This window comes from Pseudomonas sp. IT-P294 (assembly GCF_949767865.1).
Taxonomy (GTDB): Bacteria; Pseudomonadota; Gammaproteobacteria; order Pseudomonadales; family Pseudomonadaceae; genus Aquipseudomonas.
This window is the reverse complement of the sequence record NZ_CATKQW010000033.1, coordinates 112,045-138,070: the sequence shown is the minus strand read 5'-3', so window position 1 is coordinate 138,070 and position 26,026 is coordinate 112,045. Positions and strand designations below refer to the sequence as shown.

The 26,026-nt window shown below is 60.3% G+C and carries 31 protein-coding genes; 11 read left to right on the top strand and 20 right to left on the bottom strand.

What is annotated here, in order from left to right; translation table 11 throughout:
* The first annotated feature begins 120 nt into the window (after nucleotides 1-120).
* From ACM6I0_RS19640 to ACM6I0_RS19620, 5 genes are all read left to right on the top strand, one after another.
* On the top strand, nucleotides 121-1,401 hold the full coding sequence (locus ACM6I0_RS19640; protein WP_414923056.1) for a glycerate kinase type-2 family protein: 1,281 nt from the start codon (nucleotides 121-123) through the stop codon (nucleotides 1,399-1,401).
* A complete protein-coding gene (pyk, locus tag ACM6I0_RS19635) occupies nucleotides 1,391-2,806 on the top strand; it encodes a pyruvate kinase (protein WP_259151065.1) in 1,416 nt (471 codons plus the stop codon). Before ACM6I0_RS19640 ends, pyk begins: the two co-directional genes overlap by 11 nt.
* 147 nt (nucleotides 2,807-2,953) lie before the next feature.
* Nucleotides 2,954-3,868: an urea transporter gene (locus ACM6I0_RS19630; RefSeq protein WP_414923055.1), complete on the top strand. Its 915-nt coding sequence runs from the start codon at nucleotides 2,954-2,956 to the stop codon at nucleotides 3,866-3,868.
* Nucleotides 3,869-3,889: 21 nt separating this feature from the next.
* Entirely contained in the window at nucleotides 3,890-4,714 is an 825-nt protein-coding gene (locus tag ACM6I0_RS19625) for an ion transporter (RefSeq protein ID WP_285434810.1), read from the top strand.
* Between the two features lie 93 nt (nucleotides 4,715-4,807).
* A complete protein-coding gene (locus ACM6I0_RS19620) occupies nucleotides 4,808-5,806 on the top strand; it encodes a sulfate ABC transporter substrate-binding protein (protein ID WP_285434809.1) in 999 nt (332 codons plus the stop codon).
* A gap of 157 nt (nucleotides 5,807-5,963) precedes the next feature.
* Here the strand turns inward: ACM6I0_RS19620 and ACM6I0_RS19615 are convergent, their stop codons facing one another.
* Nucleotides 5,964-6,593 carry a hypothetical protein gene (locus ACM6I0_RS19615; RefSeq protein WP_414923054.1) on the bottom strand — a complete coding sequence of 210 codons (630 nt, stop codon included), beginning with the start codon at nucleotides 6,591-6,593 and terminating at the stop codon, nucleotides 5,964-5,966.
* A 234-nt stretch (nucleotides 6,594-6,827) separates the two neighbouring features.
* Here ACM6I0_RS19615 and ACM6I0_RS19610 point away from each other — a divergent pair, with 234 nt between their 5' ends.
* Nucleotides 6,828-8,033: an MFS transporter gene (locus ACM6I0_RS19610; protein WP_285434806.1), complete on the top strand. Its 1,206-nt coding sequence runs from the start codon at nucleotides 6,828-6,830 to the stop codon at nucleotides 8,031-8,033.
* Nucleotides 8,034-8,094: 61 nt separating this feature from the next.
* Here the strand turns inward: ACM6I0_RS19610 and ACM6I0_RS19605 are convergent, their stop codons facing one another.
* Complete coding sequence (locus tag ACM6I0_RS19605) at nucleotides 8,095-8,499, bottom strand: type II toxin-antitoxin system HicB family antitoxin (RefSeq protein ID WP_285434805.1); 405 nt, start codon at nucleotides 8,497-8,499, stop codon at nucleotides 8,095-8,097.
* On the bottom strand, nucleotides 8,499-8,711 hold the full coding sequence (locus ACM6I0_RS19600) for a type II toxin-antitoxin system HicA family toxin (RefSeq protein ID WP_046046350.1): 213 nt from the start codon (nucleotides 8,709-8,711) through the stop codon (nucleotides 8,499-8,501). The genes ACM6I0_RS19605 and ACM6I0_RS19600 overlap by 1 nt, the downstream gene beginning before the upstream one ends.
* Before the next feature lie 284 nt (nucleotides 8,712-8,995).
* Here ACM6I0_RS19600 and ACM6I0_RS19595 point away from each other — a divergent pair, with 284 nt between their 5' ends.
* The 3 genes from ACM6I0_RS19595 to ACM6I0_RS19585 all read left to right on the top strand — a co-directional run bounded on the left by ACM6I0_RS19595 (nucleotide 8,996) and on the right by ACM6I0_RS19585 (nucleotide 10,880).
* Nucleotides 8,996-9,715: an SDR family oxidoreductase gene (locus tag ACM6I0_RS19595; RefSeq protein WP_090181595.1), complete on the top strand. Its 720-nt coding sequence runs from the start codon at nucleotides 8,996-8,998 to the stop codon at nucleotides 9,713-9,715.
* Between the two features lie 125 nt (nucleotides 9,716-9,840).
* Nucleotides 9,841-10,308 (top strand): helix-turn-helix domain-containing protein, encoded by a 468-nt coding sequence (locus ACM6I0_RS19590; RefSeq protein ID WP_285434804.1) that lies wholly within the window; start codon nucleotides 9,841-9,843, stop codon nucleotides 10,306-10,308.
* On the top strand, nucleotides 10,305-10,880 hold the full coding sequence (locus ACM6I0_RS19585; RefSeq protein ID WP_414923053.1) for a PIN domain-containing protein: 576 nt from the start codon (nucleotides 10,305-10,307) through the stop codon (nucleotides 10,878-10,880). The genes ACM6I0_RS19590 and ACM6I0_RS19585 overlap by 4 nt, the downstream gene beginning before the upstream one ends.
* Before the next feature lie 54 nt (nucleotides 10,881-10,934).
* On the opposite strand, the gene ACM6I0_RS19580 is transcribed toward ACM6I0_RS19585, so the two are convergent.
* The 10 genes from ACM6I0_RS19580 to ccmA form a co-directional block, all read right to left on the bottom strand.
* Entirely contained in the window at nucleotides 10,935-11,339 is a 405-nt protein-coding gene (locus ACM6I0_RS19580) for a hypothetical protein (RefSeq protein WP_285434802.1), read from the bottom strand.
* Between the two features lie 31 nt (nucleotides 11,340-11,370).
* Nucleotides 11,371-12,573 (bottom strand): c-type cytochrome biogenesis protein CcmI, encoded by a 1,203-nt coding sequence (ccmI, locus tag ACM6I0_RS19575; RefSeq protein WP_285434801.1) that lies wholly within the window; start codon nucleotides 12,571-12,573, stop codon nucleotides 11,371-11,373.
* The gene (locus ACM6I0_RS19570; RefSeq protein WP_285434800.1) at nucleotides 12,570-13,040 is read right to left on the bottom strand and encodes a cytochrome c-type biogenesis protein; all 471 of its coding nucleotides are present in this window, start codon (nucleotides 13,038-13,040) and stop codon (nucleotides 12,570-12,572) included. Before ACM6I0_RS19570 ends, ccmI begins: the two co-directional genes overlap by 4 nt.
* Entirely contained in the window at nucleotides 13,037-13,573 is a 537-nt protein-coding gene (locus ACM6I0_RS19565; RefSeq protein WP_090181588.1) for a DsbE family thiol:disulfide interchange protein, read from the bottom strand. The genes ACM6I0_RS19570 and ACM6I0_RS19565 overlap by 4 nt, the downstream gene beginning before the upstream one ends.
* On the bottom strand, nucleotides 13,570-15,558 hold the full coding sequence (locus ACM6I0_RS19560; protein ID WP_414923052.1) for a heme lyase CcmF/NrfE family subunit: 1,989 nt from the start codon (nucleotides 15,556-15,558) through the stop codon (nucleotides 13,570-13,572). Before ACM6I0_RS19560 ends, ACM6I0_RS19565 begins: the two co-directional genes overlap by 4 nt.
* 3 nt (nucleotides 15,559-15,561) lie before the next feature.
* Nucleotides 15,562-16,017, bottom strand: a complete 456-nt coding sequence (gene ccmE, locus ACM6I0_RS19555; protein WP_019692353.1) for a cytochrome c maturation protein CcmE — start codon at nucleotides 16,015-16,017, stop codon at nucleotides 15,562-15,564.
* Nucleotides 16,014-16,190 (bottom strand): heme exporter protein CcmD, encoded by a 177-nt coding sequence (gene ccmD / locus ACM6I0_RS19550; RefSeq protein WP_027922383.1) that lies wholly within the window; start codon nucleotides 16,188-16,190, stop codon nucleotides 16,014-16,016. Before ccmD ends, ccmE begins: the two co-directional genes overlap by 4 nt.
* Nucleotides 16,187-16,942 carry a heme ABC transporter permease CcmC gene (gene ccmC, locus ACM6I0_RS19545; RefSeq protein ID WP_414923051.1) on the bottom strand — a complete coding sequence of 252 codons (756 nt, stop codon included), beginning with the start codon at nucleotides 16,940-16,942 and terminating at the stop codon, nucleotides 16,187-16,189. Before ccmC ends, ccmD begins: the two co-directional genes overlap by 4 nt.
* Nucleotides 16,943-17,020: 78 nt before the next feature.
* Nucleotides 17,021-17,689 carry a heme exporter protein CcmB gene (ccmB, locus tag ACM6I0_RS19540; RefSeq protein ID WP_090188533.1) on the bottom strand — a complete coding sequence of 223 codons (669 nt, stop codon included), beginning with the start codon at nucleotides 17,687-17,689 and terminating at the stop codon, nucleotides 17,021-17,023.
* Nucleotides 17,686-18,321, bottom strand: coding sequence for a cytochrome c biogenesis heme-transporting ATPase CcmA (gene ccmA / locus ACM6I0_RS19535; protein ID WP_285434799.1), 636 nt, complete (start codon nucleotides 18,319-18,321; stop codon nucleotides 17,686-17,688). The genes ccmB and ccmA overlap by 4 nt, the downstream gene beginning before the upstream one ends.
* 197 nt (nucleotides 18,322-18,518) lie before the next feature.
* On the opposite strand from ccmA, the gene ACM6I0_RS19530 reads away from it, so the two are divergent.
* Both ACM6I0_RS19530 and ACM6I0_RS19525 read left to right on the top strand, forming a co-directional pair.
* Nucleotides 18,519-20,093, top strand: a complete 1,575-nt coding sequence (locus tag ACM6I0_RS19530) for a flagellar hook-length control protein FliK (RefSeq protein ID WP_414923050.1) — start codon at nucleotides 18,519-18,521, stop codon at nucleotides 20,091-20,093.
* A complete protein-coding gene (locus ACM6I0_RS19525) occupies nucleotides 20,090-20,419 on the top strand; it encodes an EscU/YscU/HrcU family type III secretion system export apparatus switch protein (RefSeq protein WP_285434797.1) in 330 nt (109 codons plus the stop codon). The genes ACM6I0_RS19530 and ACM6I0_RS19525 overlap by 4 nt, the downstream gene beginning before the upstream one ends.
* A gap of 114 nt (nucleotides 20,420-20,533) precedes the next feature.
* Here the strand turns inward: ACM6I0_RS19525 and ACM6I0_RS19520 are convergent, their stop codons facing one another.
* From ACM6I0_RS19520 to ACM6I0_RS19490, 7 genes are all read right to left on the bottom strand, one after another.
* Nucleotides 20,534-20,926, bottom strand: a complete 393-nt coding sequence (locus ACM6I0_RS19520; protein WP_222585257.1) for a DUF2802 domain-containing protein — start codon at nucleotides 20,924-20,926, stop codon at nucleotides 20,534-20,536.
* Nucleotides 20,927-21,412, bottom strand: a complete 486-nt coding sequence (locus tag ACM6I0_RS19515; protein WP_008155806.1) for a chemotaxis protein CheW — start codon at nucleotides 21,410-21,412, stop codon at nucleotides 20,927-20,929.
* 77 nt (nucleotides 21,413-21,489) lie between these two features.
* Nucleotides 21,490-22,386, bottom strand: coding sequence for a CheW domain-containing protein (locus ACM6I0_RS19510; RefSeq protein WP_285434794.1), 897 nt, complete (start codon nucleotides 22,384-22,386; stop codon nucleotides 21,490-21,492).
* Nucleotide 22,387: 1 nt separating this feature from the next.
* A complete protein-coding gene (locus ACM6I0_RS19505; protein WP_414923049.1) occupies nucleotides 22,388-23,176 on the bottom strand; it encodes a ParA family protein in 789 nt (262 codons plus the stop codon).
* 43 nt (nucleotides 23,177-23,219) lie between these two features.
* Nucleotides 23,220-24,110: a flagellar motor protein MotD gene (gene motD / locus ACM6I0_RS19500; RefSeq protein WP_285434793.1), complete on the bottom strand. Its 891-nt coding sequence runs from the start codon at nucleotides 24,108-24,110 to the stop codon at nucleotides 23,220-23,222.
* Between the two features lie 15 nt (nucleotides 24,111-24,125).
* On the bottom strand, nucleotides 24,126-24,866 hold the full coding sequence (locus ACM6I0_RS19495; protein WP_285434792.1) for a flagellar motor protein: 741 nt from the start codon (nucleotides 24,864-24,866) through the stop codon (nucleotides 24,126-24,128).
* Nucleotides 24,866-26,011, bottom strand: coding sequence for a protein-glutamate methylesterase/protein-glutamine glutaminase (locus tag ACM6I0_RS19490; protein ID WP_285434790.1), 1,146 nt, complete (start codon nucleotides 26,009-26,011; stop codon nucleotides 24,866-24,868). The genes ACM6I0_RS19495 and ACM6I0_RS19490 overlap by 1 nt, the downstream gene beginning before the upstream one ends.
* Nucleotides 26,012-26,026 lie beyond the last annotated feature (15 nt).

Here is a 26,026-nt window from a genome sequence, read left to right as displayed (position 1 = left end):
TGCTCGCGATGAGGGCCTGACATTCAACATCAATGTTGACTGATCCACCGCTATCGCGAGCAAGCTCGCTCCCACAGGGTTCGAGTCGTTCTCCAATAACAAGAATTCCGGGAGCCCGCCATGTCGGTCGATCCGCAACAACTGCTGCGCGAGCTGTTTGCCACAGCCATCGACGCGGCCCATCCGCAACACGTCCTCGAAGCCCATTTACCCAAGGATCGCAGCGCTCGGGTGATCGTCATCGGTGCCGGCAAAGCCGCCGCCGCGATGGCCCAGGTGGTCGAGCGCTGCTGGCAGGGTGAAGTCTCAGGTCTGGTGGTGACGCGTTACGGTCACGGCGCCCCGTGCGAAAAAATCGAAGTCGTCGAAGCCGCTCACCCGGTGCCGGACGCTGCCGGCCAAGCCGTCGCCAAGCGTGTGTTGGAACTGGTCAGCAACCTGAACGAAGAAGACCGCGTGATCTTCCTGCTCTCGGGTGGCGGATCGGCGTTGCTCGCCCTTCCGGCCAAAGGCATCACCCTGGCCGACAAGCAATCGATCAACAAAGCCCTGCTCAAATCCGGCGCCACCATCGGCGAGATGAATTGCGTGCGCAAGCACCTCTCGGCGATCAAGGGCGGCCGTCTCGGCAAAGCCTGCTGGCCGGCCACTGTTTATACCTACGCGATTTCCGATGTACCGGGCGACCTCGCTACCGTCATCGCCTCCGGCCCCACCGTGGCCGACCCCAGCACGTCGGCCGAAGCCCTGGCGATCCTCACACGCTACGGCATCGATGTCCCGGCCTCAGTGCGCACCTGGCTGCAAAGCCTGGAATCGGAAACCGTCAAACCTGGCGATCCGAGCCTGGCCCGCAGTCATTTCCAATTGATCGCCCGTCCGCAGCAATCCCTGGAAGCGGCAGCGGTGAAATGCCGTCAGGCCGGTTTCAGCCCGTTGATCCTCGGGGATCTGGAAGGTGAATCCCGGGAAGTGGCGAAGGTTCACGCCGGCATCGCCCGGCAAATCGTCCTGCATGGCCAGCCGCTGGCGGCGCCGTGCGTGATTCTGTCCGGTGGCGAAACCACCGTCACCGTGCGCGGCAATGGCCGTGGCGGACGCAACGCCGAATTTCTCCTGAGCCTGACCGATAGCCTCAAAGGCCTGCCCGGCGTCTACGCATTGGCCGGCGACACCGATGGCATCGACGGCTCCGAAGACAACGCCGGCGCAATCATGACCCCGGACAGCTACGCCCGCGCCGCCGTGCTCGGTTTGAGCGCCAGCGACGAGTTGGACAACAACAATGGCTACGGCTATTTCGAGGCGCTGGACGCACTGATCGTCACCGAGCCGACCCGCACCAACGTCAATGACTTCCGTGCCATCCTGATCCTCGAGAGCCCTAAACATGACGCCTGATAAAAAGGTCAAAATCCTCGCCACCCTCGGCCCGGCCACCGACGGAATCGACGACATCCGCGAATTGGTGCAGGCCGGGGTCAACATTTTTCGCCTGAACTTCAGCCACGGCGATCACGCCGACCACGCCCAGCGCTATCAATGGATTCGTGAAGTCGAGCGCCAGTTGAATTACCCGCTGGGCATTCTGATGGACCTGCAAGGCCCGAAACTGCGGGTCGGCAAGTTCGCCGAGGGCAAGGTGCAATTGCATCGCGGACAGGCCCTGCGCCTGGACCTCGACCCGACGCCGGGCGATCAGCGCCGCGTTAACTTGCCTCACCCGGAGATCATCGCCGCGCTGGAACCGGGCATGGACCTGCTGCTCGACGACGGCAAGTTGCGCCTTCGTGTCGTCACCAAGTACGCCGACGCCATCGACACCACCGTGCTCAACGGCGGCGAATTGTCCGACCGCAAAGGGGTGAACGTGCCACAAGCGGTGCTGGACCTGAGCCCGCTGACCGCCAAGGACCGTCGCGACTTGAGCTTCGGCCTGGAGCTGGGCGTGGACTGGGTCGCGCTGTCGTTTGTGCAGCGCCCGGAAGACATCCGCGAAGCCCGCGAGCTGATTGGCGACAAGGCGTTCTTGATGGCCAAGATCGAGAAGCCATCGGCCGTGACGCAGTTGCGCGAGATCGCCGAATTGAGCGACGCGATCATGGTCGCTCGCGGCGACCTTGGCGTGGAAGTGCCGGCCGAAAGCGTGCCGCAGATTCAGAAAAACATCATCGCCCTGTGCCGTCAGCTCGGTAAACCGGTGGTGGTGGCGACGCAAATGCTGGAGTCGATGCGCTTCTCCCCTGCCCCGACCCGCGCCGAGGTCACTGACGTGGCCAACGCCGTGGCCGAAGGTGCCGACGCGGTGATGCTGTCGGCGGAAACCGCATCCGGCGAATACCCGTTGGAAGCCGTGCAGATGATGAGCAAGATCATCCGTCAGGTGGAAAACGGTCCGGATTACCAGGCGCAACTGGATGTCAGCCGGCCTAAGGCTGAAGCGACCGTTTCCGATGCGATCAGCTGCGCTATTCGGCGTATCAGCAACGTGCTGCCGGTGGCGGTGCTGGTCAATTACAGCGAGTCGGGCACCTCGAGTCTGCGCGCGGCGCGGGAACGGCCGACGGTGCCGATCCTCAACCTGACACCGAACCTGCAGACGGCGCGCCGTTTGACGGTGGCGTGGGGAGTGCACTCGGTGGTCAATGATCGGCTGCGGCAGGTGGACGAAGTGTGCTCGACAGCGCTGGAGATTGCCCAGGCACAGGGCATGGCGCAGCGCGGGGATACTTTATTGATCACGGCGGGTGTGCCGTTTGGGCAGCCGGGGTCGACTAACTCTTTGCGTATCGAGACGTTGATCTAGAGCGCCTATACCGGCCTCATCGCCAGCAGGCTGGCTCCCACATTGGTTTTGTGTCGATCACGGAATCAAGACTGAACGGAGATTCACTGTGGGAGCCAGCCTGCTGGCGATGCAGCCATCTCGGTTTCACTGACTTTCAGAACTGCCATGCCTGCCAACCACTTCAACACCCACTGCCCCGATTGGGCGACTGCCCTGCTCAACGGCTTCAGCCAGATCTTCCTCCAGCGCCATCCGCTGTGCGGTCTGCTGTGCCTGTTGGCGATTCTTTTTACCGCGCCGGCCTTGCTCGGTGGTGCGCTGCTCGGTGGCGTCGCCGGGCTGCTCACCGCCCAGCGTCGTGGCTATGCCAAGGCCGACCGCCAAGCCGGGCTCTTCAGCTACAACGGCGTTTTGCTGGGCCTGCTGCTGAGCCTGTATTTCCCCTGGTCCGCGATGTTGCCGCTGGTGATCATTGCCTGCGGCGGTCTGAGCGCGATGATTACTCAACAGTGGCTCAAACGCGCGCGGCTCAGCCAATACCTGCCTGCCTACACCGCACCTTTCGTGGGGATCAGTTGGTTGCTGCTGTGTTTCGCCACCCCCTCGACAACGGCGCATTTGATCGAAATCAACACGCTAAACATGCTCGCCGCCCCATTCAAAGGCCTGGGCCAGGTGATGTTCCTGGGTCATCCACTCGCCGGTGCGATGATTGCCGCCGGCTTGCTGATCGCTGATCGCCGCGCATTCTGCTGGGCGTTGTTGGCATCTGTCGCGGGCATGGGCTGGAGTCTGCTGAACCACGACTTCTACAGCGCATTACTGGGCCTCGGCAGCTATAACGCCGTTCTCGCCGCCCTGGCCTTCAACTCGCAGCGCCAGCCGTCGTGGCTGCCGGTGGTCGGCATTGCCTTGGCGCTGCTGCTGACGCCGATGTTTGCCGCTGTCGGTATGCCCACGCTGACCGCGCCCTTCATCCTCGCCTGCTGGTTGCTGCGTGCTGCCACTCAAAAGCTCGACAAAGCCACGGTCGCCCGTGAGCCTTGCGCTACCGGGGAGAATCAACCTAGGCTTCGCTGATCATTGGTTCAGGCGGTATCCATGGACAGCAGCAAAGACTGGCGTAAAGACCTTTACGTCATGGTTTTCCAAAGCGACACCACGGCAGGACGGCGCTTCGACGGCATCCTGCTGTTGATCATCCTCGCCAGCATCATCATCGTGATGCTCGACAGCATCGACGCGATCCACCAGAACTACGCCGATGTGCTGGCGTACATCGAGTGGGGCTTCACAATCATCTTCGCCATCGAATACGGTCTGCGGCTTTATTGCTCACCCAAACCGTTGCGCTATGCGTTCAGCTTTTACGGGCTGGTGGATTTGCTGGCGATCGTGCCCGGCATCCTCGCGCTGTATTACGCCGATGCGCAGTACCTGCTGATTATCCGGATCATCCGGATGCTGCGGATTTTCCGCGTGCTCAAGCTCAGCCCGTACCTCAAGCAAGCCAACTATTTGATGTCGGCGCTGCGCGGCAGCAAGCAGAAGATCGTGGTGTTCCTCGTCAGCGTCTGCACCCTGGTAACGGTGTTCGGCACATTGATGTACGTGATCGAAGGCCCGGAACACGGCTTCACCAGCATTCCCAAAGGCATCTATTGGGCAATCGTCACGCTGACCACCGTGGGCTTTGGCGACATCGTGCCCAAGACGCCGTTGGGCCAGGTGATTTCATCGCTGGTGATGATCACGGGTTACTCGATCATCGCGGTGCCGACCGGGATTTTCACTGCCGAACTGGCCAACGCCATGCGCGGCGAACAGCTGCAACACGACTGCCCGGTGTGCAAGAAAAACAGCCATGAACATGGCGCCGCATTCTGCTCGCGCTGTGGCAATGCGCTGTTCAAAAAACTGGAATAAGCAAAGTGCTTTTTAATCTTTAAAGGACTATGCGAGCCCAGTTATAGTCGCTGGCAAATTGCCTCAAATTTAAATTAGAACAAGGAATGCGCAGTGAAAAAACTCTTTGGCGCCTCACTTCTGGCCGCTGGCCTGGCACTGACCAGCGTGGCTCAGGCCGCACCGACCCTGCTCAACGTTTCCTACGACGTGATGCGCGATTTCTACAAGGACTACAACACTGCGTTCCAGAAACACTGGCAAGCCGAGCATAACGAAAACATCACCCTGCAAATGTCCTTCGGCGGTTCCAGCAAACAGGCGCGCTCGGTGATCGACGGCCTGCCGGCTGACGTCATCACCATGAACATGGCCACTGACATCAATGCTTTGGCGGACAACGGCAAACTGGTTCCGGACAATTGGGTCACCCGCCTGCCGAACAACAGCGCACCGTTTACTTCGGCCACTGTGTTCATCGTCCGCAAAGGCAACCCGAAAGCCCTCAAAGACTGGCCAGACCTGCTCAAGGACGGTGTGCAAGTGATCGTGCCGAACCCGAAGACTTCGGGTAACGGCCGCTACACCTATCTCTCGGCCTGGGGTTACGTGCTGAAGAATGGCGGCGACGAAAACAAGGCCAAAGACTTCGTCGGCAAACTGTTCAAGCAAGCACCGGTGCTCGATACCGGCGGCCGCGCAGCGACCACAACCTTCATGACCAACCAGATCGGCGACGTGCTGGTGACCTTCGAAAACGAAGCGGAAATGATTGCCCGTGAGTTTGGCCGTGACCAGTTTGAAGTGATCTACCCAAGCGTCTCCGCCGAAGCTGAGCCGCCGGTGTCCGTGGTCGACAAAACCGTCGACAAAAAAGGCACCCGCGCGGCTGCCGAGGAATACCTGAAGTACCTGTGGTCGCCGGAAGGCCAGGAGATTGCAGCGGCAAACTACCTGCGTCCGCGTGATCCGGCCGTGCTGGCCAAGTACACCGACCGCTTCCCGAAAGTGGATTTCCTCTCGGTTGAGAAGACCTTCGGCGACTGGCGCACCGTGCAGAAGACCCACTTCAATGATGGCGGGATCTTTGATCAGATCTACAGCGGCCAGTAATTCCTGAGCCCGCCGCTGACTGATCGTTCCCACGCTCTGCGTGGGAATGCAGCCCGGGACGCTCCGCGTCCCAACAGCGGACGCAGAGCGTCCAATGAGGCATTCCCACGCAGAGCATGGGAACGATCAGCGGTGAGTTCAATCCCCCGGTGCGCAGTTACATCGGCGGCGTAACACCCTCCTTGCCCGCCGAAATCGATTGCGCGGTCAGCGTCCCGTCCGCACTTTGGATAACGAACGTGACGATCTTCACCCCAACCTTCAACAAGCTGCGATCGCCTGGCACCAGGTTCACGATCGGCACATCCTCCGGCACCAGAATCTTCTGCTGCCCGCCCTTGTAGTTGACGGTCAGGATCCGACCATTGCTGACCACCAGATCCCCAACGCTGCCATTGGTCATGCTGCTGCCCTTGACCAGATCAAACGGCCGATGACCATCGCCACTGCCGGCCAGCTCCGGTGGGAAGACGTGGACTTCCAGCGCCTTGAGCGTGCCGTCCTCCTGGGGTATCGCCGCCGTACCAATGTAGCTGCCGGGCTTGATGTCTTCGATATTGGCCAGGGTGACGGCGCGGACCTTGGTGTCCGGGGTCAGGTTGATGACCACGTTTTCACCACTGTTGACGTGGACTTTCAAGACATCCGGGCTCACCCCGGTGATCTCGCCCCGCACACCGATGCGCATGCCCGGTGCGTCGGCAGCCTGGGCCACGCCCGCCGTGAACAAGCCGATCAAGGTAAGAGCTGAAACGCCGCGAACAAGGTGACGAAACATCGCATTCATGGAAGTGCCTTCCGGTTATGAAACGTGAGAGAGAACATAAGCACGCTATCGAACAGGATGTAAGTGAATGTATCATCAGACCTCGATGTTTTGACGCAAGGCTCATCGATGGACACTACAGGCGTCCATCACTCATTCCGCAAAGGAATGATTGCTATCACTTCAAACCCTCTTCTGCCCAATTCGATACCTCTTTAGCCTGCGCGCATCCCCTTCTGTTCAGCGAGACCCGTTATGAACCCAGCAACCCAGATGCCCCACGGCACCGCGACAATGACCAAAGGCATGGTGATGTTGTTCGCCTTCTGCTGCGGCGCCATTGTCGCCAACATCTACTACGCGCAGCCGATCATCGGCCTGATCGCGCCGGACATCGGCCTGACCAGCACGATGGCCAGCCTGATTGTTTCGTTGACCCAGATCGGTTACGCGCTGGGCTTGTTCTTCCTCGTGCCGCTGGGCGATCTGCTGGAAAACCGCCGCCTGATGATCATCACTACCGTGGTGGCGATTGCCAGTCTGTTAGGCGCTGCGTTTACCGATCAGCCGAACGTGTTTTTGCTGATCTCGCTGTTGGTGGGTTTCAGTTCGGTGTCGGTGCAGATCCTGATTCCGTTGGCTGCGCACCTGGCGCCCGAAGAGTCGCGCGGCCGTGTGGTCGGCGGGATCATGGGCGGATTGCTGCTGGGCATTTTGTTGGCGCGGCCAGTGTCCAGCGTCGTGGCTGACCACTTCGGCTGGCGTGCGATGTTCGTGATTGCGGCGGTGTTGATGGCCGCGATCAGCGTCGTGCTGGCGCTGACCATTCCCAAGCGCCAGCCTGATCACAGTGCGTCCTATGGTCAGTTGCTCGGCTCTTTGTGGACGTTGTTGCGCCAACAACCGGTGTTGCGTCAACGCGCGTTCTACCAGGGCTGCATGTTCGCCACGTTCAGCCTGTTCTGGACCGCTGTGCCGCTGGAGCTGGCGCGCAACCATGGACTGTCGCAAACCCAGATCGCGATCTTCGCCCTGGTCGGTGCCATAGGCGCCATCGCCGCGCCCATCGCCGGTCGACTGGCCGACGCTGGCCACACGCGCATCGCATCATTGCTGGCCCTGCTGTTCGCCAGCCTGAGTTTTCTGCCGGCCTTCATCCATCCGGTCTACAGCGTCATCGGCCTCGCGGTCACCGGTGTGGTGCTCGACTTCTGCGTGCAAATGAACATGGTCCTCGGCCAACGCGCGGTCTACGCCCTCGACGCCAAAAGCCGCAGCCGCTTGAATGCGCTGTACATGACCAGCATCTTCATCGGCGGCGCGTTTGGCTCCTCGGTAGCCAGCGCGGTGTATGAGCATGGCGGCTGGTTATGGATCGTGATCGTGGGCAGCGCGTTTCCGTTGTTGGCGTTGTTGCGGTTCTTGAGTGTTTCGCAGAAAGCATCGTTGGTGACGGCTTAAAGCGACAAAAGCTTCGCGGGCGATCCGACTTGCCCGCGATTGCAATGCATCCGACAGACACTCAGTGTCGAACCAATTTCTCCATCGCCGCATCTGCCAGAAAGGAGGAGCGGCTTTTGACATTGTGCTCACGTACATACCGGTCAATGCGCTGGATCACATAACCGGGAAGCGTGACGTTTACCTTCTCGGTTTTGCCCATGTACGGCGCGATGTCCAGTTCCAGCATGCCCCAGCCCATGTTGGCAAAATCAGGATTCCCACGGTGAACAGCCGCAGACGTGGGCATAGGTATCGACTCTCCGTCCGCCGCAATCTCCTGAAGCATGATGTGAGCAATTTCGATTGCCGCGTTATAGGCGTCTTCAAACGAATCCCCGGCCGTTACGGCGCCTGGAATATCGGGGATCTGAATACCGATGGCGGTGTTCTCGTCGCCCCACTCGATACAGATTGGATATTGCATTATGGATCTCCTGCATAACTGGCTCCCGGGCAGTACAGTCCGGCTCGCCTCCTGATGCTTTTGACCGTCCCGATCGGCAAATCCTTTTTCGGATGAGGGACGGGTATCGTGTACGGGTTGTATCGGTGTTTGAAGATGTGATGGCTGCCGGTAATCCGATCCAGTATCCAACCGGCTTCCTCCAACTCCTTTATCAATAGCCTGCTCTGCACCACTAGCCACCTTGCTCAGGCTCAGGCTCAACCAAAAGTAACCCTAGAGTTATCTTTACTCAAGCATAAAAACCCGGCTTGGGACGCGCGGTTGTTTTACAGCGTGTTTTTGCGGGACCCGGCATCCCCCCGAAATGAATCCTTTTGCGCGGTGTGATTCATTACGCCGAGGTCAACCCGGATTACACTCAACGCCCAAAGCCTGAGGCGATGCTGGATGCGACTCGGGGCTGACCCTTCAAACGCGGCCCGACCCGGCGGCATGATCTTTCAAGGAGCGTGAAATGACTCGACGTACCTTCCTCATTACCGGCGCCAGCAAAGGCATTGGTCGGGCAGTGGCTGAGCATCTGGACCGCGCCGGGCATCGGGTGGTTGGCATTGCCCGAACGCCTGACCTGAGCTTTCCCGGCATTTTGTTTCCGCTGGACCTGGGCGACAGAACGCTGACCCAGGAAGTATTGGCGGATTTGGCCAGGACTTACGAGTTCGACGGACTGGTGAACAACGTCGGGCTGGTGCGCCCGCAAGTGCTGGGTGAAATCGACCTCGACACCTTCGATGACGTGATGCGGGTCAACCTGCATTCGGCGCTGCAGGCCACTCAGGCACTGCTGCCGAACATGCGCGCAAAGGGTTGGGGTCGGGTGGTGAACATCTCCAGTTTGACGGTGCTTGGCATCACCCAGCGTACTGCGTATGCGGCGGCGAAAGCAGCGTTGATCAGCTTCACCCGGTCCTGGGCGCTGGAACTGGCACAAACCGGTGTGACGGTGAACGCGGTGGCGCCGGGGCCAACAGAAACAGAACTGTTTCGGGCGAACAACCCACCGGGCAGCGAAGGTGAAGCGCGGTATCTGGCGGGTGTGCCGATGGGGCGTTTGGGGCAGCCGCAGGAGATCGCCGCAGCGATTGCGTTCTTGTTGTCGGAGCAGAGCGGGTTTATCACCGGACAAACGTTGTTTGTCGACGGCGGATCTTCGATAGGCAAAGCGGCGTTCTGACGGACTGCTCCTGTCAGGGGGCGTTGTTAAAAACGACCTGGCGTTTCGATTATTTCGTTTATTGCGATTTTCGATTAATTCGAATAGCCTGAGTGCTTCGATTATTCAGAATATTGGAAACCGCCATGTCACCTGTCATTCACCCGCCGATCACCTTGCCTGTGGAGCGCGAAGTCCAGGCAGCCGTCGAGGGGCAGCGTGCCTTGGCCGCCTATCTCGCCACTCAATTCGACACCCAACGCATCCAGATTTTCGACGAGCAGAACGAAGCCCACAATGTAGAACTCCCGACCTCGGCACTGCGGCTGCTTGTCGACATTTTGGCTGAGCTCGCTGCGGGCAACGCGGTCAAAGTGGTCCCGATTCACGCTGAACTGACCACCCAGGAAGCGGCTGACTTGCTCAACGTCTCACGCCCACACCTGATCAAACTGCTCGAATCCGGCGACTTGTCCTACCACAAAACCGGCAAGCACCGACGTGTGCGCTTTGCCGATTTGATGGACTATAAAAACCGGCGCGACACTGCCAGCGAGCAAGCAATGATGCTTCTTGCCGAGCAGGCACAAGCGTTAAGGACAGGATACGAGTGAGGCAATCTTCTTTTACCGCTGTATATGACGCCTGTGTGCTGTACCCAGCGCCGTTGAGAGATTTTCTGATGTGGCTAGCCCTCTCCGGTCGTTTCAGAGCGAAATGGTCTTTGGAGATACACAATGAGTGGAAACGTAATCTGCTCAAGAACCGTCCGGACCTGACGGCAAAACAACTTGATCGCACATCCGAACTGATGGATCAGGCTTTACCCGATGCTTGTGTAACCGGTTACGAAAACCTGATCGAAGGATTATCGCTGCCCGATATCGATGATCGACATGTGCTGGCGGCTGCCATTCGTTGTCACGCCAGCGTCATCGTTACGTTCAATCAGAAAGACTTTCCTTGTGCTGTGCTGGGCTCTTTCGATATCGAAGGTCAGCATCCTGACGAGTTCGTCGGCAACCTGTTTAGCCTTGATCCGGCAGCAGTGGTCGCGGCTGCGCAGCGCCAACGACAGCAGCTGAAGATGCCGCCGATGGATGTCCAAACCTATCTTGATCTTCTGCTACGCCAGGGCCTGATCAAGTCGGTCAACGCGTTGATTCCTTATCAGTCCATGCTCTGAAGCTTTCTCGGACCCCAAACAACAAAACGGCGATCCTGAGATCGCCGTTTTCATTTATTGCCCGAACTGCCTGCCCAATCCACCTGGTACGCCATGGATGTCTGTTTCTTCCCATGGCCCGTCGGGGCTGACCGAGCGGCTCCAGCCGTTGTTCCAGCGGTAGTAGGTGCGCTGGCGGTAGAAGGTGTTGGGTTGATCGTCGAGCACGTACACACCCATCTTGGGATCCCAGTGGCTGTTGCCGCCCGGAGGTGGCGCGAAGCTGGCGGAGGTGCGTGGCAGCGGTTTGGCCGATTTGCTCGGAGTAGTCGATTTGCCTGGCACCGTTGATGGCGCCGGTTTCGTGCCGGGCTGCGAGGGCGGGATCGGCGGCAGCCGCGTCGGCTCGGGCCGTTGGACCGCACAGGCGCTCAGCCCCAGGACCAGACTGAGCAGAGTGATACGAGCGATGGCGGTCATGGCGGTGCTTCCTGTTAATTGTCCCGGACTGCTATTTATCCGGGCTGTCGATGGTCAGTTTTTGCGACGCAGTGGTGCTGCTGGCCAGGGGCTGGCTACGACCGATCCATTCGCCGGCAGTCGGTTGGCCGGCGCGGGAAATGCGCGCAACCAGTTGGACTTCAGGGAAGTTCGACAGTTTCAACTGCGGCATCATTGCGTCGGCATCGCCCAGTTCGACGGTTGCCGGCAAGTCGGCCACGGTCAGGCGTTTGGCGGCCAGTGGCGCCGGTGGCCCTGAAGTGGCACGGGCGAAAATGAACACGCTGTCGCCGGGCTGGACCTTGGCCTTCAGCTCTGGCGCCAGATCGACGGTGACTTTCAGCAGTGCAGCCGCCTTGGCCGCTGGCGCCTGGGCGACTTTGCCGCCGCCAGCTTCGAGCTTCTCGGTGGCCCGGGCGATGCCGCCTTGCAGCGCGGCGCGGGAATTGTCCTCCGGCGGCAGTTGCGCCAACAGACGATTCCAGTAGTCGATGGCGTCCTGATAACGCTGGCCTTCAAACGCCGCAATGCCGAGCAGGCCAAGGCTGGTGACTTCTTTCGGATCGGCTTTGAGCGCTTCGTCGGTCAATGCCTGAATCTTGTCCGACCATTTTTTGCCATCGGCGAAGTACTGGGCTTGCGCCCATTGGCCGAGCAGTTCCGGCTGGCGACCGGCCAAGTTCACCGTGCGCTCGAAGATCTTGGCGGCATCGCCCGGACGGTCCTGAGCCATGTAGGTACGGCCGAGGAAGTACAGGCCTTCGGCCGACTCCGGTTGAGCCGCGACCGCGCGTTCCAGACGCCGCGTCATCTCTTCCATCGACTGCGGCGCCTGGGAGAATTCGCGGGTCAGTTCGACTTTGTCGCTGGCACCGAAATGCAGGTACAGGCCAAGGCCCAGGACCGGCACCAGAATCGCCGCCAGCAAAGGCAATGGCTTGCCCAGACGCGACACCCGTGGTGCCTCGACGCCTTCTGTGTCAGCGAGTAACTCACGGGCGGCTTCAGCGCGCCCGGTGTCCATCTGCGCAGCGTCCAGAACGCCCTCTTCCTGCTGAGTCTGTAACTCAGCCACGCGCTCTTGATACAGCGCAACGTTCAGGGCAGTACGATCCTCTTCAAGCTGGGCGCGGCGGCCACGCAGAACGGGGATCAACAGAAAACTCAGGGCAACCAGAAGTAGCAGACCTGCAGCGAGCCAGAAATCAATCATTCTTGGTTTTTATCCAACAGGTGGTCGAGGCGCTCACGCTCCTCGGCAGAGAGCTCATCCTTGGTGTCAGCGCGTTGCGCGCGACGACGGCGGACAATCACGGCGATGATCACGAAACCGCCCAGCAGCAGGCCGGCCGGGCCGAACCAGAGCAAGGCTGTCTTGGCGTTGAGAGCGGGTTTGTAGCGGACGAAATCACCGTAGCGATCGACCATGAAGTCGATGATCTGCTGATTGTCCTTGCCCTCGCCCAACATGCGAAAAATCTCTTTACGCAGGTCGGCGGCAATCGGTGCGTTGGAATCGGCGATGTCCTGATTCTGGCACTTGGGGCAACGCAGTTCTTTGGTCAGTTCGCGAAAACGCTCGCGATCCGCTTCTTTGGCGAACTCGTAGGTGTCGATGGCCGCGTGGGCAACGCCAGCCATGCTCAAGCCCAATACGGCCGCGGCGATCCAGCGCTTCATGGCTTGGCCTCGTCGACCAGTGCCTGATACTTGGCCGCCAGTTTTTCGCGCCAGACCTGCTCGTCGATCACCCCGACAAACTTGTCGCGGATGATGCCTTTGGCGTCGATGAAGAAGGTTTCCGGAGCGCCATACACGCCGAGGTTCAGGCCGAGCGAGCCGGCGTCGTCACGAATGTCCAGCTGATACGGGTTGTGGAATTCGGTCAGCCACTTCAAGGCATCGGCGTTGACGTCCTTGTAGTTGATCCCATAAATCACTACGCCCTTCTCGGCCAGTTTGTTCAGCACCGGGTGCTCGACCCGGCAGGAAATGCACCAGGTGCCCCAGACGTTGACCAATGCCGGTTTGCCCAGAATATCGGCCTTGGTCAGGGTCTTCTCGCCCTGCACCGCTGGCAGGGAGAACTCCGGGAACGGCTTGCCAATCATTGCCGAGGGTAACTCGGCCGGGTCCAGATAGAGCCCGCGATAAAGGAAAACAGCCACCACCAGAAAAATCGCCAGTGGCAACAGCATCAACCAACGTCTCATGCAGTGGCTCCCGTCATGCCGAGTGCTTCACGCACGCGGCTTTTCACCTTGACCCGATAACGCCGATCCAGCGCCGCCAGCAACCCGCCGAAGCCTGTGAGCAGGCCGCCGAACCAGATCCAGCGCACGAACGGTTTGACATGAACGCGCACCGCCCAGGCGCCATCGCCCAGTGGTTCGCCCAGTGCAACGTAGAGGTCACGGGTGAAACCAGCGTCGATCCCGGCTTCCGTCATCATCGAGTTCTGCACGGTGTAGAGGCGTTTTTCCGGGTGCAGCACGCTGACTTCCTTGCCGCCCTTGATTACCCGGATGGTGCCTTTGTCGGAGGTAAAGTTGGGGCCTTCGAAGTGCTTGGCGCCTTCGAACACAAAGTGATAACCGGCCAGGTCCATGGACTCGCCCGGCGCCAGACGCAAGTCGCGCTCGGCACTGTTCTGGCTCGAGAGCACGACACCGAGGGCGCAGACGGCGATGCCCAAGTGCGCGATTTGCATGCCCCAATAACTGCGTGTCAGGGTCGGCAGGCCTTTGATCAGGCCTTTGTGGCGCGTCTTGTCGAGGATGTCGCGCACACCGGCCAGCAATACCCAGGCCGCGAGCATGAACGTCGCAATCACCGCCCAGTTGAAATCGCCATACGCGACACCGGCCACCACCGCCAACGCGGCGCTGCCGAGCAACACCGGGGTCAGCATGCTCATCAGCCATTTGACCGGGGTGTCTTTCCAGCGCACCAGCATGCCGACAGCCATCACCACCATCAGCAACGCCATCAACGGCACGAACAGCGCGTTGAAGTACGGCGGACCGACCGACAGCTTGGCGCCGGTCATTGCATCGAGAATCAGCGGGTACAAGGTGCCGAGCAGGATCATCGACGCCGCCACCACCAACACCAGGTTGTTGCCCAGCAGCAGGGTTTCCCGGGACCAGAGATTGAAGCCCACATGGCTCTTCACCACTGGAGCGCGCAGGGCGAACAGTGTCAAAGAACCACCGACCACAAACAGCAGGAAGATCAGGATGAACACGCCGCGCTCAGGATCGGAGGCAAACGCGTGAACCGAGGTCAGCACGCCCGAACGCACCAGGAACGTACCGAGCAAGCTCAGCGAAAAGGCGGCAATGGCCAGCAACACCGTCCAGCTCTTGAACACGCCACGCTTTTCCGTGACCGCCAGGGAGTGAATCAGCGCGGTGCCCACCAGCCAAGGCATGAAGGAAGCGTTTTCCACCGGGTCCCAGAACCACCAGCCGCCCCAGCCGAGTTCATAGTAGGCCCACCAAGAGCCGAGGGTGATGCCGATGCCGAGGAACGCCCAGGCGACGCTGGTCCACGGACGGGACCAGCGCGCCCACGCCGCATCCAGGCGACCACCGAGCAACGCGGCGATAGCAAATGCGAACGCTACGGAAAAACCGACGTAGCCCATGTAGAGCATTGGCGGGTGAACGATCAGGCCGATGTCTTGCAGCAAGGGGTTGAGGTCGCGACCGTCCGCCGGAATCTGCGGCAGGATCCGTGCGAACGGGTTGGAAGTGAGGATCAGGAACAGCAGGAAACCGGTGCTGATCATGCCCATCACCGCCAGCACCCGGGCCAGCATCACTTGCGGCAACTGCCGGGAGAACACCGACACCGCGAAGGTCCAGCCGCCGAGAATCAAGGCCCAGAGCAGCAACGAACCTTCGTGAGCGCCCCAAACGGCGCTGAACTTGTAATACCAAGGCAAGGCGCTGTTGGAGTTGCTGGCGACATAGGCGACGGAGAAATCGTCAGTCATGAAGGCGTAGGTCAGGCAACCGAAGGCGAAGACCAGGAAGGTGAATTGCCCCCAGGCAGCAGGCTGCGCCAGGCTCATCCACAAACGGTCACCGCGCCAGGCGCCGAGCAACGGCACGACGGCTTGAACCAGCGCGAAACACAGCGCCAGGATCATGGCCAACTGGCCAAGTTCAGGGATAAAGATCGCGGAAGTCATCAATTAACCCTCTTTCGCAGGTGTCGGCGCCGACTGACCGCTGTCTTTCAACGCTTTGGTCACTTCGGGCGGCATGTACTTCTCGTCGTGCTTGGCCAGCACCTCATCAGCGACCACCACGCCGTCAGCGTTGAGCTTGCCGAGGGCAACGATGCCCTGCCCTTCGCGGAACAGGTCCGGCAGGATGCCGCGATAGGTGATGGTCACGGATTTGTTGAAGTCGGTAACGATGAATTTGACGTCCAGCGAGTCGCCGGAACGTTGCAGCGAGCCCTTCTCGACCATGCCGCCAGCGCGGATGCGCGTATCTTGCGGGGCTTCGCCATTGGCGATCTGGGTCGGGGTGTAAAACAGATTGATGTTCTGTTGCAGCGCGCTCAGGGCCAGGCCAACGGCCGCACCGACACCGACCAGGATCGCGAAAATGATGATAAGACGCTTTTTGCGCAGCGGATTCACTTGCCGTTCTCCCGGCGCAGACGACGCGCCTCTTGTTGCAGATACCGCTTGCGGGCCAGGATCGGCGCCGCCACGTTGAGGACCAGCACCGCCAGGCAGATGCCGTAGGCTGACCAGACATACAGGGCATGATGGCCCATGGCGAGGAAGTCGCCGAATGAAGCAAAACTCATCGAACGGCCTCCAGACTGTTCTGCACTTCAGCTTTTACCCAGCTCGCCCGGGCTTCGCGCTTGAGCACTTCAAGGCGCATGCGCAGCAGCAATACCGCGCCGAAGAAACAGTAGAAACCCAGCACCGTCAGCAGCAATGGCAGCCACATCTCGGCGGGCATGGCCGGTTTTTCGGTGAGGGTGAAGGTCGCGCCCTGGTGCAGGGTGTTCCACCACTCCACCGAGTACTTGATGATCGGGATGTTGATCACGCCGACAATCGCCAGTACCGCGCACGCCTTGGCGGCGCTGTCACGATTGCTGATGGCGTTGCCCAGCGCAATAAGACCGAAGTACAGAAACAGCAGAATAAGCATGGACGTTAGTCGCGCATCCCAGACCCACCACGAACCCCAGGTCGGTTTGCCCCAGATCGCGCCGGTGACCAGCGCAACGGCGGTCATCCAGGCACCGATGGGCGCCGCGCATTGCAGGGCGACGTCGGCCAGTTTCATCTTCCACACCAGCCCGACCACACCGCACACGGCCAGCATCACATAGCAGGACTGGGCCAGCATCGCCGCCGGAACGTGAATATAGATGATGCGGAAGCTGTTGCCTTGCTGGTAATCCGGCGGCGCGAAGGCCAGGCCCCAGACGATGCCGACGCCAATCAGCAGCAACGCGGCGATGCTCAGCCACGGCAGCAGTTTGCCACTGATGCCGTAAAACCATTTGGGCGAGCCGAGCTTATGAAACCAGGTCCAGTTCATTACTGTTTCCATCACGGTGGCTGCTCGTTATTACAAGCAGCCCAGGGTCTTTACTGATCAAATTTTGACCAGACCTCATTATTCGCCGACGCTGATCTTCAGGCCAGCAGCTATTGCAAAAGGTGTCAGGGTTATCGCCAGGGCGGTCAGGCTACCAAGCCACAAGAGATAACCGGTCGCCGGCATGCCCTGCAAGGCTGCCTGCAAGGCGCCACTGCCGAGAATCAATACCGGGATGTACAACGGCAGAATCAGCAGGGCCAGCAATAGACCGCCGCGCTTCAATCCTACCGTCAGGGCTGCGCCCACCGCACCGAGCAGGCTCAGCACCGGTGTACCGAGCAATAAGGAAAGCAGCAACACCGGCAGACAAGCGGTTGGCAAACCGAGCATCAACGCCAGCAGTGGAGCGAGCAAAACCAGTGCCAGGCCAGAGAAGGCCCAGTGTGCCAGTACCTTGGCCAAAACCAGAAGAGGCAAGGGGTGCGACGAAAGGACCCACTGTTCCAGGGAACCGTCCTCGAAATCACTGCGAAAAAGCCCGTCCAGCGAGAGCAAGACCGATAAAAGGGCCGCCACCCAGACCAGCCCTGGAGACAAGGTTTGCAACAATTGAGACTCAGGTCCGACAGCCAGCGGGAACAGCGACACCACGATCGCAAAGAATACCAGCGGATTGGCCAGCTCCGCCGGACGGCGGAACAGCAGACGGGCCTCACGGGCGACCAACAGGCCGAAAACACTCATACGGCCCATTTCCCCAAATCAATGTCGCGATAGGTGGCCGGCATCCGGCTCAGCGTATGGTGAGTGGTCAGCACCACCATGCCGCCGCGCTCACAGTGGCCGGCCAGGTGTTCTTCGAGTTGCGCCACGCCTTGTTTGTCGAGCGCGGTAAACGGTTCATCGAGGATCCACAGAGGCGGGCTGTCCAGGTACAGACGCGCCAGCGCCACACGGCGTTGCTGCCCGGCGGACAGCGTGTGACAGGGCACATCCTCGAAGCCGCGCAGGCCGACAGCACCCAGCGCCTGCCAGATCGCGTCGTGAGTCGCGGGTTGATGCAAGGCGCAGAGCCAGCTCAGGTTCTCTTCCGGCGTCAGCAAATCCTTGATCCCGGCGGCATGGCCGATCCACAGCAGGTTGCGCGCCAGCTCGAGCCGCTGATCGTTCAGCGGCTGGCCATTGAGCAGCACTTGACCGGCGGTCGGCTGCATCAAGCCGGACAGCAAGCGCAGGAGGCTGGTTTTGCCACTGCCGTTGGGACCGCTGATTTGTACCATTTCGCCACTGGCCAGTCTCAAATCGAGATTTTCGAAGAGCAGCCGAAGGTCTCGCTCACAAGCGAGGGCAACGGTTTGCAGGACTGGACTGGTCAAGAGATCACGGGCCTTTTGCGGTTCAAGTCGGCGGCACTGCGGCCGCTAAAGAGATGCAGCATAGATGCATTGGCGGCCTGTTCTAGAGAGCTGTGTCAAACAATTGCAATGTTTTCGCCACTCCCCGAAAGACGGGCGGCATTATACATGCCATGCCCTACTCTAAAGAGTGCATTTTCCTCAGGTTGTGACCGCGTATGACAGGCGAAATGAACATCCTCCCGCTACCGCAGACCACGCCCGCGACATCGCGGCCCTTGGTGACGAGTGGCGACCTGCTCAAGCTGATGACGCCGATGGAGGGTCTGATCAGCGCCGGCCAAACGGCCCAGGCCGAAGTGCTGTCGCTCAAGCAGGCGGATCAGAGCTTTCAACTGTTGCTCAAAGTCACCCTGGATAGCGGCCGTCAGACCACGGTTCAGGCCACCAGCACCCAACCGCTGCCCCAAGGCACCAGCCTGGCAATTACCCAACCGTCGGCTAGCAACCTGGCGATCACCGTACAACAGGCCATCGCGTCCAGCGTGGCCACCCTCACCCGCATCGATACGGCGCAACTCCCGGTCGGCACCTTGCTGCAAGGCAAAGTGCTGACCTCGCAAGTGCTGCCGCAGGTGCCGGGCCAGCCCACGGTGTTTCGCTCGATGGTGAGCTTGCTCAACACCGCGTTGAGTGGCAGCACGCTGAGCATCGACAGCCCGACGCCCTTGCGCATCGGCACCCTGTTGAGCGCCTTGGTGCAGGACACGCAAACATTGAAATTCGTGCCGTTGAGTAACCGTCAAGAGCAACTGGCGATCACCCAGCAACTGGTCAGCCAGCAGAGCCGCCAAGGGTCATTGGATGGATTGATCAACGCGCTGCAAAACCTGTCGCCGTCGGACCAGACGTCCAGCGACCTGCGCAGTGCCGTGGAAAAACTGCTGGCCGGTTTGCCGGACGTTCAACAACTCAGTACGCCCAAAGGCCTCGCTCAAGCGCTGGCCAATAGCGGCCTGTTCCTTGAAGCGAAATTGCTCACCGGGCAGAACCCGACGCTGGCGCCGGACATGAAAGGCGATCTGCTCAAGCTGATCGCGCAACTGACGCCAGGGCTGCCGGCCAATACCACTCTCAACGCGATCATCGCCGCCAATACGTTGGTCCAGAGCATGCCAAGCTTCGTGCGCAGCGCCCTCGGCATGCTCGGCCAGGTCAGCGCCAAACCGCAACCGACCAGTTTCCCGCTCCCCGAACGCCTGCTGCAGAGCCAGGACGGTGAAAACGATCTGGAGCATTTGTTGCGCCTGGCAGCGGCGGCGGTTTCGCGCCTGCAAAGTCATCAACTGTCGAGCCTGGAACAGACCGGCGTGACGGACGATGGTCGACTGCTCAGCACCTGGCAGCTGGAAATCCCGATGCGCAACCTGCAGGACATCGTGCCGTTGCAGGTCAAGTTCCAGCGCGAAGAAGCGCCCGAAAAAGAACCACCGCACGAACGCCGCGACGAACGCGAGCCGAAACAGCAACTGTGGCGCGTAGACCTGGCGTTTGACATGGAGCCCCTGGGCCCATTGCAGATTCAGGCGCAGTTAATCAAGGGCAGCCTGTCCAGCCAGCTTTGGGCTGAACGGCCGTACACCGCGAGCCTGATCGAAAGCAATCTGGCCGCGCTGCGCCAGCGCCTGCTGGATTGCGGACTGAACGTTGGCGATCTCGACTGCCACCTCGGCGCACCGCCACAAGGCACCCAAACCCGCCTCGAACAACGCTGGGTCGACGAAACCGCATGAGAAATAATGACACCCCACGCCAGGCCATCGCCCTCAAATACGACGGCACCCACGCCCCGACCCTCACGGCCAAAGGCGATGAAGAACTGGCCGAAGCCATTCTGCAGATTGCCCGCGATTACGAGGTGCCAATCTATGAAAACGCCGAGCTGGTGAAGCTGCTGGCGCGGATGGAATTGGGGGAGAGTATTCCGGAGGAGTTGTATCGCACGATTGCCGAGATCATTGCGTTTGCCTGGAATCTGAAGGGCAAGTTTCCGGCGGGTCATGATCCAAATGCGCCGAGGGTGGAGAAAGACGTTACCGAGCGCGGGGATGATTACTGAGACTTCTAGGACGCCATCGCGGGCAAGCCCGCTCCTACAGGGTTTGGCGGCGTTTACGCAATTTGCGTTTTACCCCATCACCTGTGAGAGCGAGCCTTCTCGCGATCAGTTTTGTCAGTTTTTATGTAGCTTACGCATCAACTCCGCCTCAGCCTGGGTCAAGCCGCAAGACTGAGTCAGTTCGTCAACGGTAGCGCCCATCCCCACCAGCCGCGCCGCTTGGGCAAACGACAGGCTCGAGGGGTCACGCTGCTCCAGCTGGGCCAGTTTGTCCGGCAGAGGGCTGACCACGGCGCGCAGTTCGTGCAGGGCTTCACCCATGCGCACGCTGCCACTTTGATAGTCGTCGACGCGCTTGCCCAGGTCCTTGATGCGCTGATCGCGCAGTGCGTCACCCTGGGCCTGTTGCGCGGCTAGCAGCCGTTGAGCGCGAATGTACGCCAGAAACATTGCCAGCGTGCCTGCCCAGAATAGGAACAGGACAATGACCGCTACCTCAAGAATCAATCAGATGTTCTCCAGATCCGACCATTCTTCTTCGCTCATCATCTTGTCCAGCTCGACCAGGATCAGCAGTTCGTTGTTCTTGTTGCACACGCCTTGAATGAACTTGGCGGATTCTTCGTTACCGACGTTTGGCGCGGTTTCGATTTCCGACTGACGCAGGTAGACCACTTCGGCCACGCTGTCGACCATGATCCCGACCACTTGCTTGTCGGCTTCGATGATGACGATACGGGTGTTGTCGCTGATTTCGGCATTCATCAGGCCGAAGCGCTGACGGGTGTCGATCACAGTGACCACGTTACCGCGCAGGTTGATGATGCCCAGCACGTAGCTCGGAGCACCCGGGACCGGGGCGATTTCGGTGTAACGCAGGACTTCCTGAACGCGCATCACGTTGATGCCGTAGGTTTCGTTGTCCAGTTTGAAGGTTACCCATTGCAGGATCGGATCTTCAGAACCTTTTGCATTCGTCGCTTGATTACTCATACCCTGACCCCTCGAAAAACCGCTTCTGGCGGCGTGTGTTCTGTGTGGCGGCATTCAACAATGCCGTCGCATACTTGTTATGTCGGCTGTTTTGTCGGTTTATGTAGTGGCTTGCTGCCGCTCATGTGCTTTGCCCCGCCACTGGCGATCAACTCGGCCAGCTCGGAAACGTCCAGCAGCGCACACATGTGCTCAATCACCGTGCCGGCGAGCCACGGCCGCTGACCTCGATGACTTCTCCATTTGATTTCGTTCGGGTCCAGGCGCAACGAACGGCTGACCTGGTGCACCGCCAGCCCCCATTCGTAACCCTGAACCGAAATGACGTATTGCAGGCCTTGGCGGAAATCGTCGCGGTAGCGGTCGGGCATGACCCAGCGCGCGGTGTCCAGGACTTTCAGGTTGCCGGCCTGGCTCGGCAGGATTCCGAGAAACCATTCCGGTTGGCCGAACAGCGGCGTCAGCTCGTGGCCTGCCAGGGAATAAATGGACCCCAGGCATACCAGCGGCACCGCCAGGGTCAATCCGGCGACATCGAACAGCAGGCATTCGAACGGTTCGGCGGCCCATGACGGACGACCGTCGGTTTCCACCGGTGGCGGCGTGTTGCTCGGCGGCAGGTGGACTTCGACGACCGGCGGCACCAGGGTTTGCAGCAGCGGCGCGAGCGTGGAGACCGGTGCCAGAATCGGTGCCGGCGCTTCGATCACCGCGACCGGCGCTGGCTCAACGACGGGGGTAACCGGGGCCGCGACGACAGCCGGTTGGTGCGCATCGCGGGCCTGCTCTTCGAGCACCGCCGCCTGGAATTCATCCAGCGCCGCTTCAACCTCGACCGTTTCAACGACCTCGATGACTTGAGCAACCGCCTCGACTTCCAGCGGCAATTCTTCGGTCGCCTCCATCAGCAAGCTGTCCAGGTAAGACTGGAGCGCAAGTTGCGGGCGCGACGTGATTTTCACCGGCCGATTCATCTCACGCCACCTGCGGGACAAGTTGTGCGGCCAGCAAATGCTTGAGCAATGCGCGATACGCGAGAACGCCACGGCTCTTGCCATCAAATTGCGAAGGCGTCAGCCCCGCCCGGCTGGCGTCACGCAGACGGGTATCGACCGGGATGTAGCCCTGCCAGATTTCTTCCGGGTATTTGTCGCGCAGCACCCGAAGCGTCCCGAGGGAAGCCTGGGTGCGGCGGTCGAACAGGGTCGGAATGATGGTGAACGGCAACGCCACTTTGCGTGAGCGGTTGATCATCGCCAGGGTGTTGACCATGCGTTTCAGGCCTTTGACGGCCAGGTGCTCGGTCTGCACCGGGATCACCAATTGCTGGCTCGCCGCCAAGGCATTGACCATCAGCACGCCGAGCAAAGGTGGGCTGTCGATGACGGCGTAATCGAAGTCCTGCCACAACTGCGCAAGGCTCTTGGCGATCACCAGGCCCAAACCGCTCTGGCCCGGCGACTGACGTTCAAGCGTGGCCAGCGCAGTGCTCGATGGCAACAGCGAAATATGTTCATGACTGGTCGGCAGCAGCAATTGACCGGGCAAGCCTTGCGGCACGCTGCCCTTGTGCAGGAACAGGTCGTAGCTGCTGTGTTCGAGGCTATCGGGGTCGTAGCCGAAGTAGCTGGTCATGGAGCCGTGCGGATCGAGATCGACCACGACCACGCGCTTGCCCGCCTCCGCCAGTAAACCGGCTAAAGCGATAGAGGAAGTGGTTTTACCAACACCACCCTTTTGATTGGCAACGGCCCAGACTCTCATTCGGATTGTTCCTCCCGATCGACAAGGTCGATCGAGAAATAGCTCAACGTGTTAATACAGGTGACGGAGAATTGACGGCGCTCTCTCGTCCCGGCGACTTGACCGGGGTCGGTGCAGTTTGTGTGCCAGCACGCTTCAACGCGGCGTCCGGTTTTGCATTAGCGGTTCCGGTGCCCGTGAGGCTGCGGCGTACATCGAGATTTCGCGACACGACCAGCACAACGCGACGGTTGCGTGCCCGGCCCTCGGCGGTGGCGTTATTGGCCACTGGCTGGAACTCGCCGTAGCCCACCGACGCCAGGCGACCCGGGTTGACGCCCTGCATCGCCAGCATGCGCACGATGCTCGCCGAACGAGCCGAGGACAGCTCCCAGTTGGTCGGGTATTGCGCGGTACGAATCGGCTGATCGTCGGTAAAGCCTTCGACGTGAATCGGGTTGTCGAACGGCTTCAGAATATGCGCAACCTTGTCGATGATGTTGAACGCCATGTCGCTGGGCATGGCGTCGCCGCTGCCGAACAACAGGCTGGAGTTGAGTTCGATCTCGACCCACAACTCGTTGCCGCGCACGGTCATCTGGTTGGACTTGATCAAGTCGCCGAACGCCGCGCTGATGTCATCGGCGATGCTTTTCAGCGGATCGCTGGCTCCGGCAATACCTGCGTCAACCTGCTCGGCGTCTTTGACCAGCGGTTTGGCCGGGGTCACCGTCAGCGGTCGCTCTTCACCGATCGGAATCGGCTTGAGGGCGTGATCGCTGTCGGTAAAGACTCCGATCAGCGCCTCGGAAATGACCTTGTACTTGCCTTCGTTGATCGACGAAATCGAGTACATCACCACGAAGAACGCGAACAGCAACGTGATGAAGTCGGCGTAGGAAACCAACCAGCGCTCGTGGTTTACATGCTCTTCAGGTTGGCGACGACGAGCCATGATCCATATCCCCCATCAATCCATGAAGCCCTGAAGCTTCAACTCAATAGAGCGAGGGTTTTCACCTTCGGCGATCGACAGGATCCCTTCCAGCAACATTTCGCGATAACGCGACTGGCGCAACGCGACAGACTTGAGCTTGGCGGCAATCGGCAGCAACACCAGGTTGGCACTGGCCACGCCGTAGATGGTCGCAACGAAGGCCACGGCAATGCCGCTGCCCAGTTGCGAAGGATCGCCCAGGTTGCCCATGACATGAATCAGGCCCATCACCGCACCGATGATGCCGATGGTCGGCGCGTAGCCGCCCATGCTTTCAAAGACTTTGGCGGCCTCGATGTCGCGGCTTTCCTGGGTGTAGAAATCCACTTCCAGAATGCTGCGAATCGCTTCCGGTTCGGCGCCATCCACCAGCAGTTGCAGTCCTTTGCGCGAGTAGCTGTCGGGTTCGGCATCGGCCACACCTTCCAGACCGAGCAAACCTTCCTTGCGAGCCGTCAGGCTCCAGTTCACTACGCGATCAACGCCACCGGCCAGATCGACGCGGGGGGGAAACAGAATCCAGCCAAGGATTTGCAAGGCGCGCTTGAAGGCGCTCATCGGCGATTGCAACAAGGCTGCGCCAATGGTCCCGCCGATGACGATCAGCGCGGCCGGGCCGTTGGCCAGCGCCCCAAGGTGACCACCTTCCAGGTAGTTGCCACCAACGATGGCGACGAACGCCATGATGATCCCGATAAGGCTTAAAACATCCATCAGATGCACGCCTCGGCCAGGTGCCTGCCAATGTCGTCCAGGCTGTAAATCGCGTCAGCGAGGTCAGCTTTGACGATGGCCATCGGCATGCCGTAGATCACGCAGCTCGCTTCATCCTGGGCCCAGATTGCACTGCCACCCTGTTTGAGCAGACGCGCCCCTTCACGACCGTCGGCGCCCATGCCGGTCAGAACGACCGCCAGAACTTTGTCGCCGTAGGATTTGGCTGCCGAACCGAAGGTGATGTCCACGCACGGTTTGTAATTGAGGCGCTCGTCGCCCGGCAGGATTTTCACCGCGCCACGGCCGTCGATCATCATTTGTTTACCACCCGGTGCCAGCAGCGCCAGGCCCGGACGCAGGATGTCGCCATCCTCGGCTTCCTTGACGCTGATGCGGCACAGCTTGTCCAGACGCTCGGCGAACGCCTTGGTGAAGGCGGCCGGCATGTGCTGGATCAGCACGATCGGAGCCGGGAAATTGGCCGGCAGCTGGGTCAACACCCGTTGCAAGGCAACCGGACCGCCCGTGGACGTGCCGATGGCCACCAGTTTGTAGGCTTTGCGTTTCGGCGCTGGAGAGGACGGGCCCGTCGATGTCGGGGCCGATGTCGGGGCGTAGCTACGCGCCGGAACCGGTGCCGCTGCCGGACGCGCAGGCACGCTGCTGCCGTAGCTACTGACGCTCGAAGGCGCAGGGGCTGGCGCGGCGACCGGGGCCGGCGCGCTGTAGGTGTTGGCACGACGATTACTGCGCGAGATGCTGAGAATCTTCTCGCACAGCAGTTGCTTGACCTTCTCCGGGTTACGGGAGATGTCTTCGAAATTCTTCGGCAGGAAATCCACTGCACCGGCGTCCAGCGCATCGAGGGTAACGCGAGCGCCTTCGTGGGTCAGCGAGGAGAACATCAACACCGGGGTCGGGCAGCGCTGCATGATGTGCCGCACCGCTGTGATGCCATCCATCATCGGCATCTCGTAGTCCATGGTGATCACGTCTGGCTTGAGGGCCAGCGCTTGATCGATCGCCTCTTTTCCGTTGGTCGCCGTACCGACGACCTGGATATTCGGATCCGCTGAAAGAATTTCCGAGACGCGGCGGCGGAAAAACCCCGAATCGTCCACCACCAGGACTTTGACTGCCATAAACACTCCGTTAGA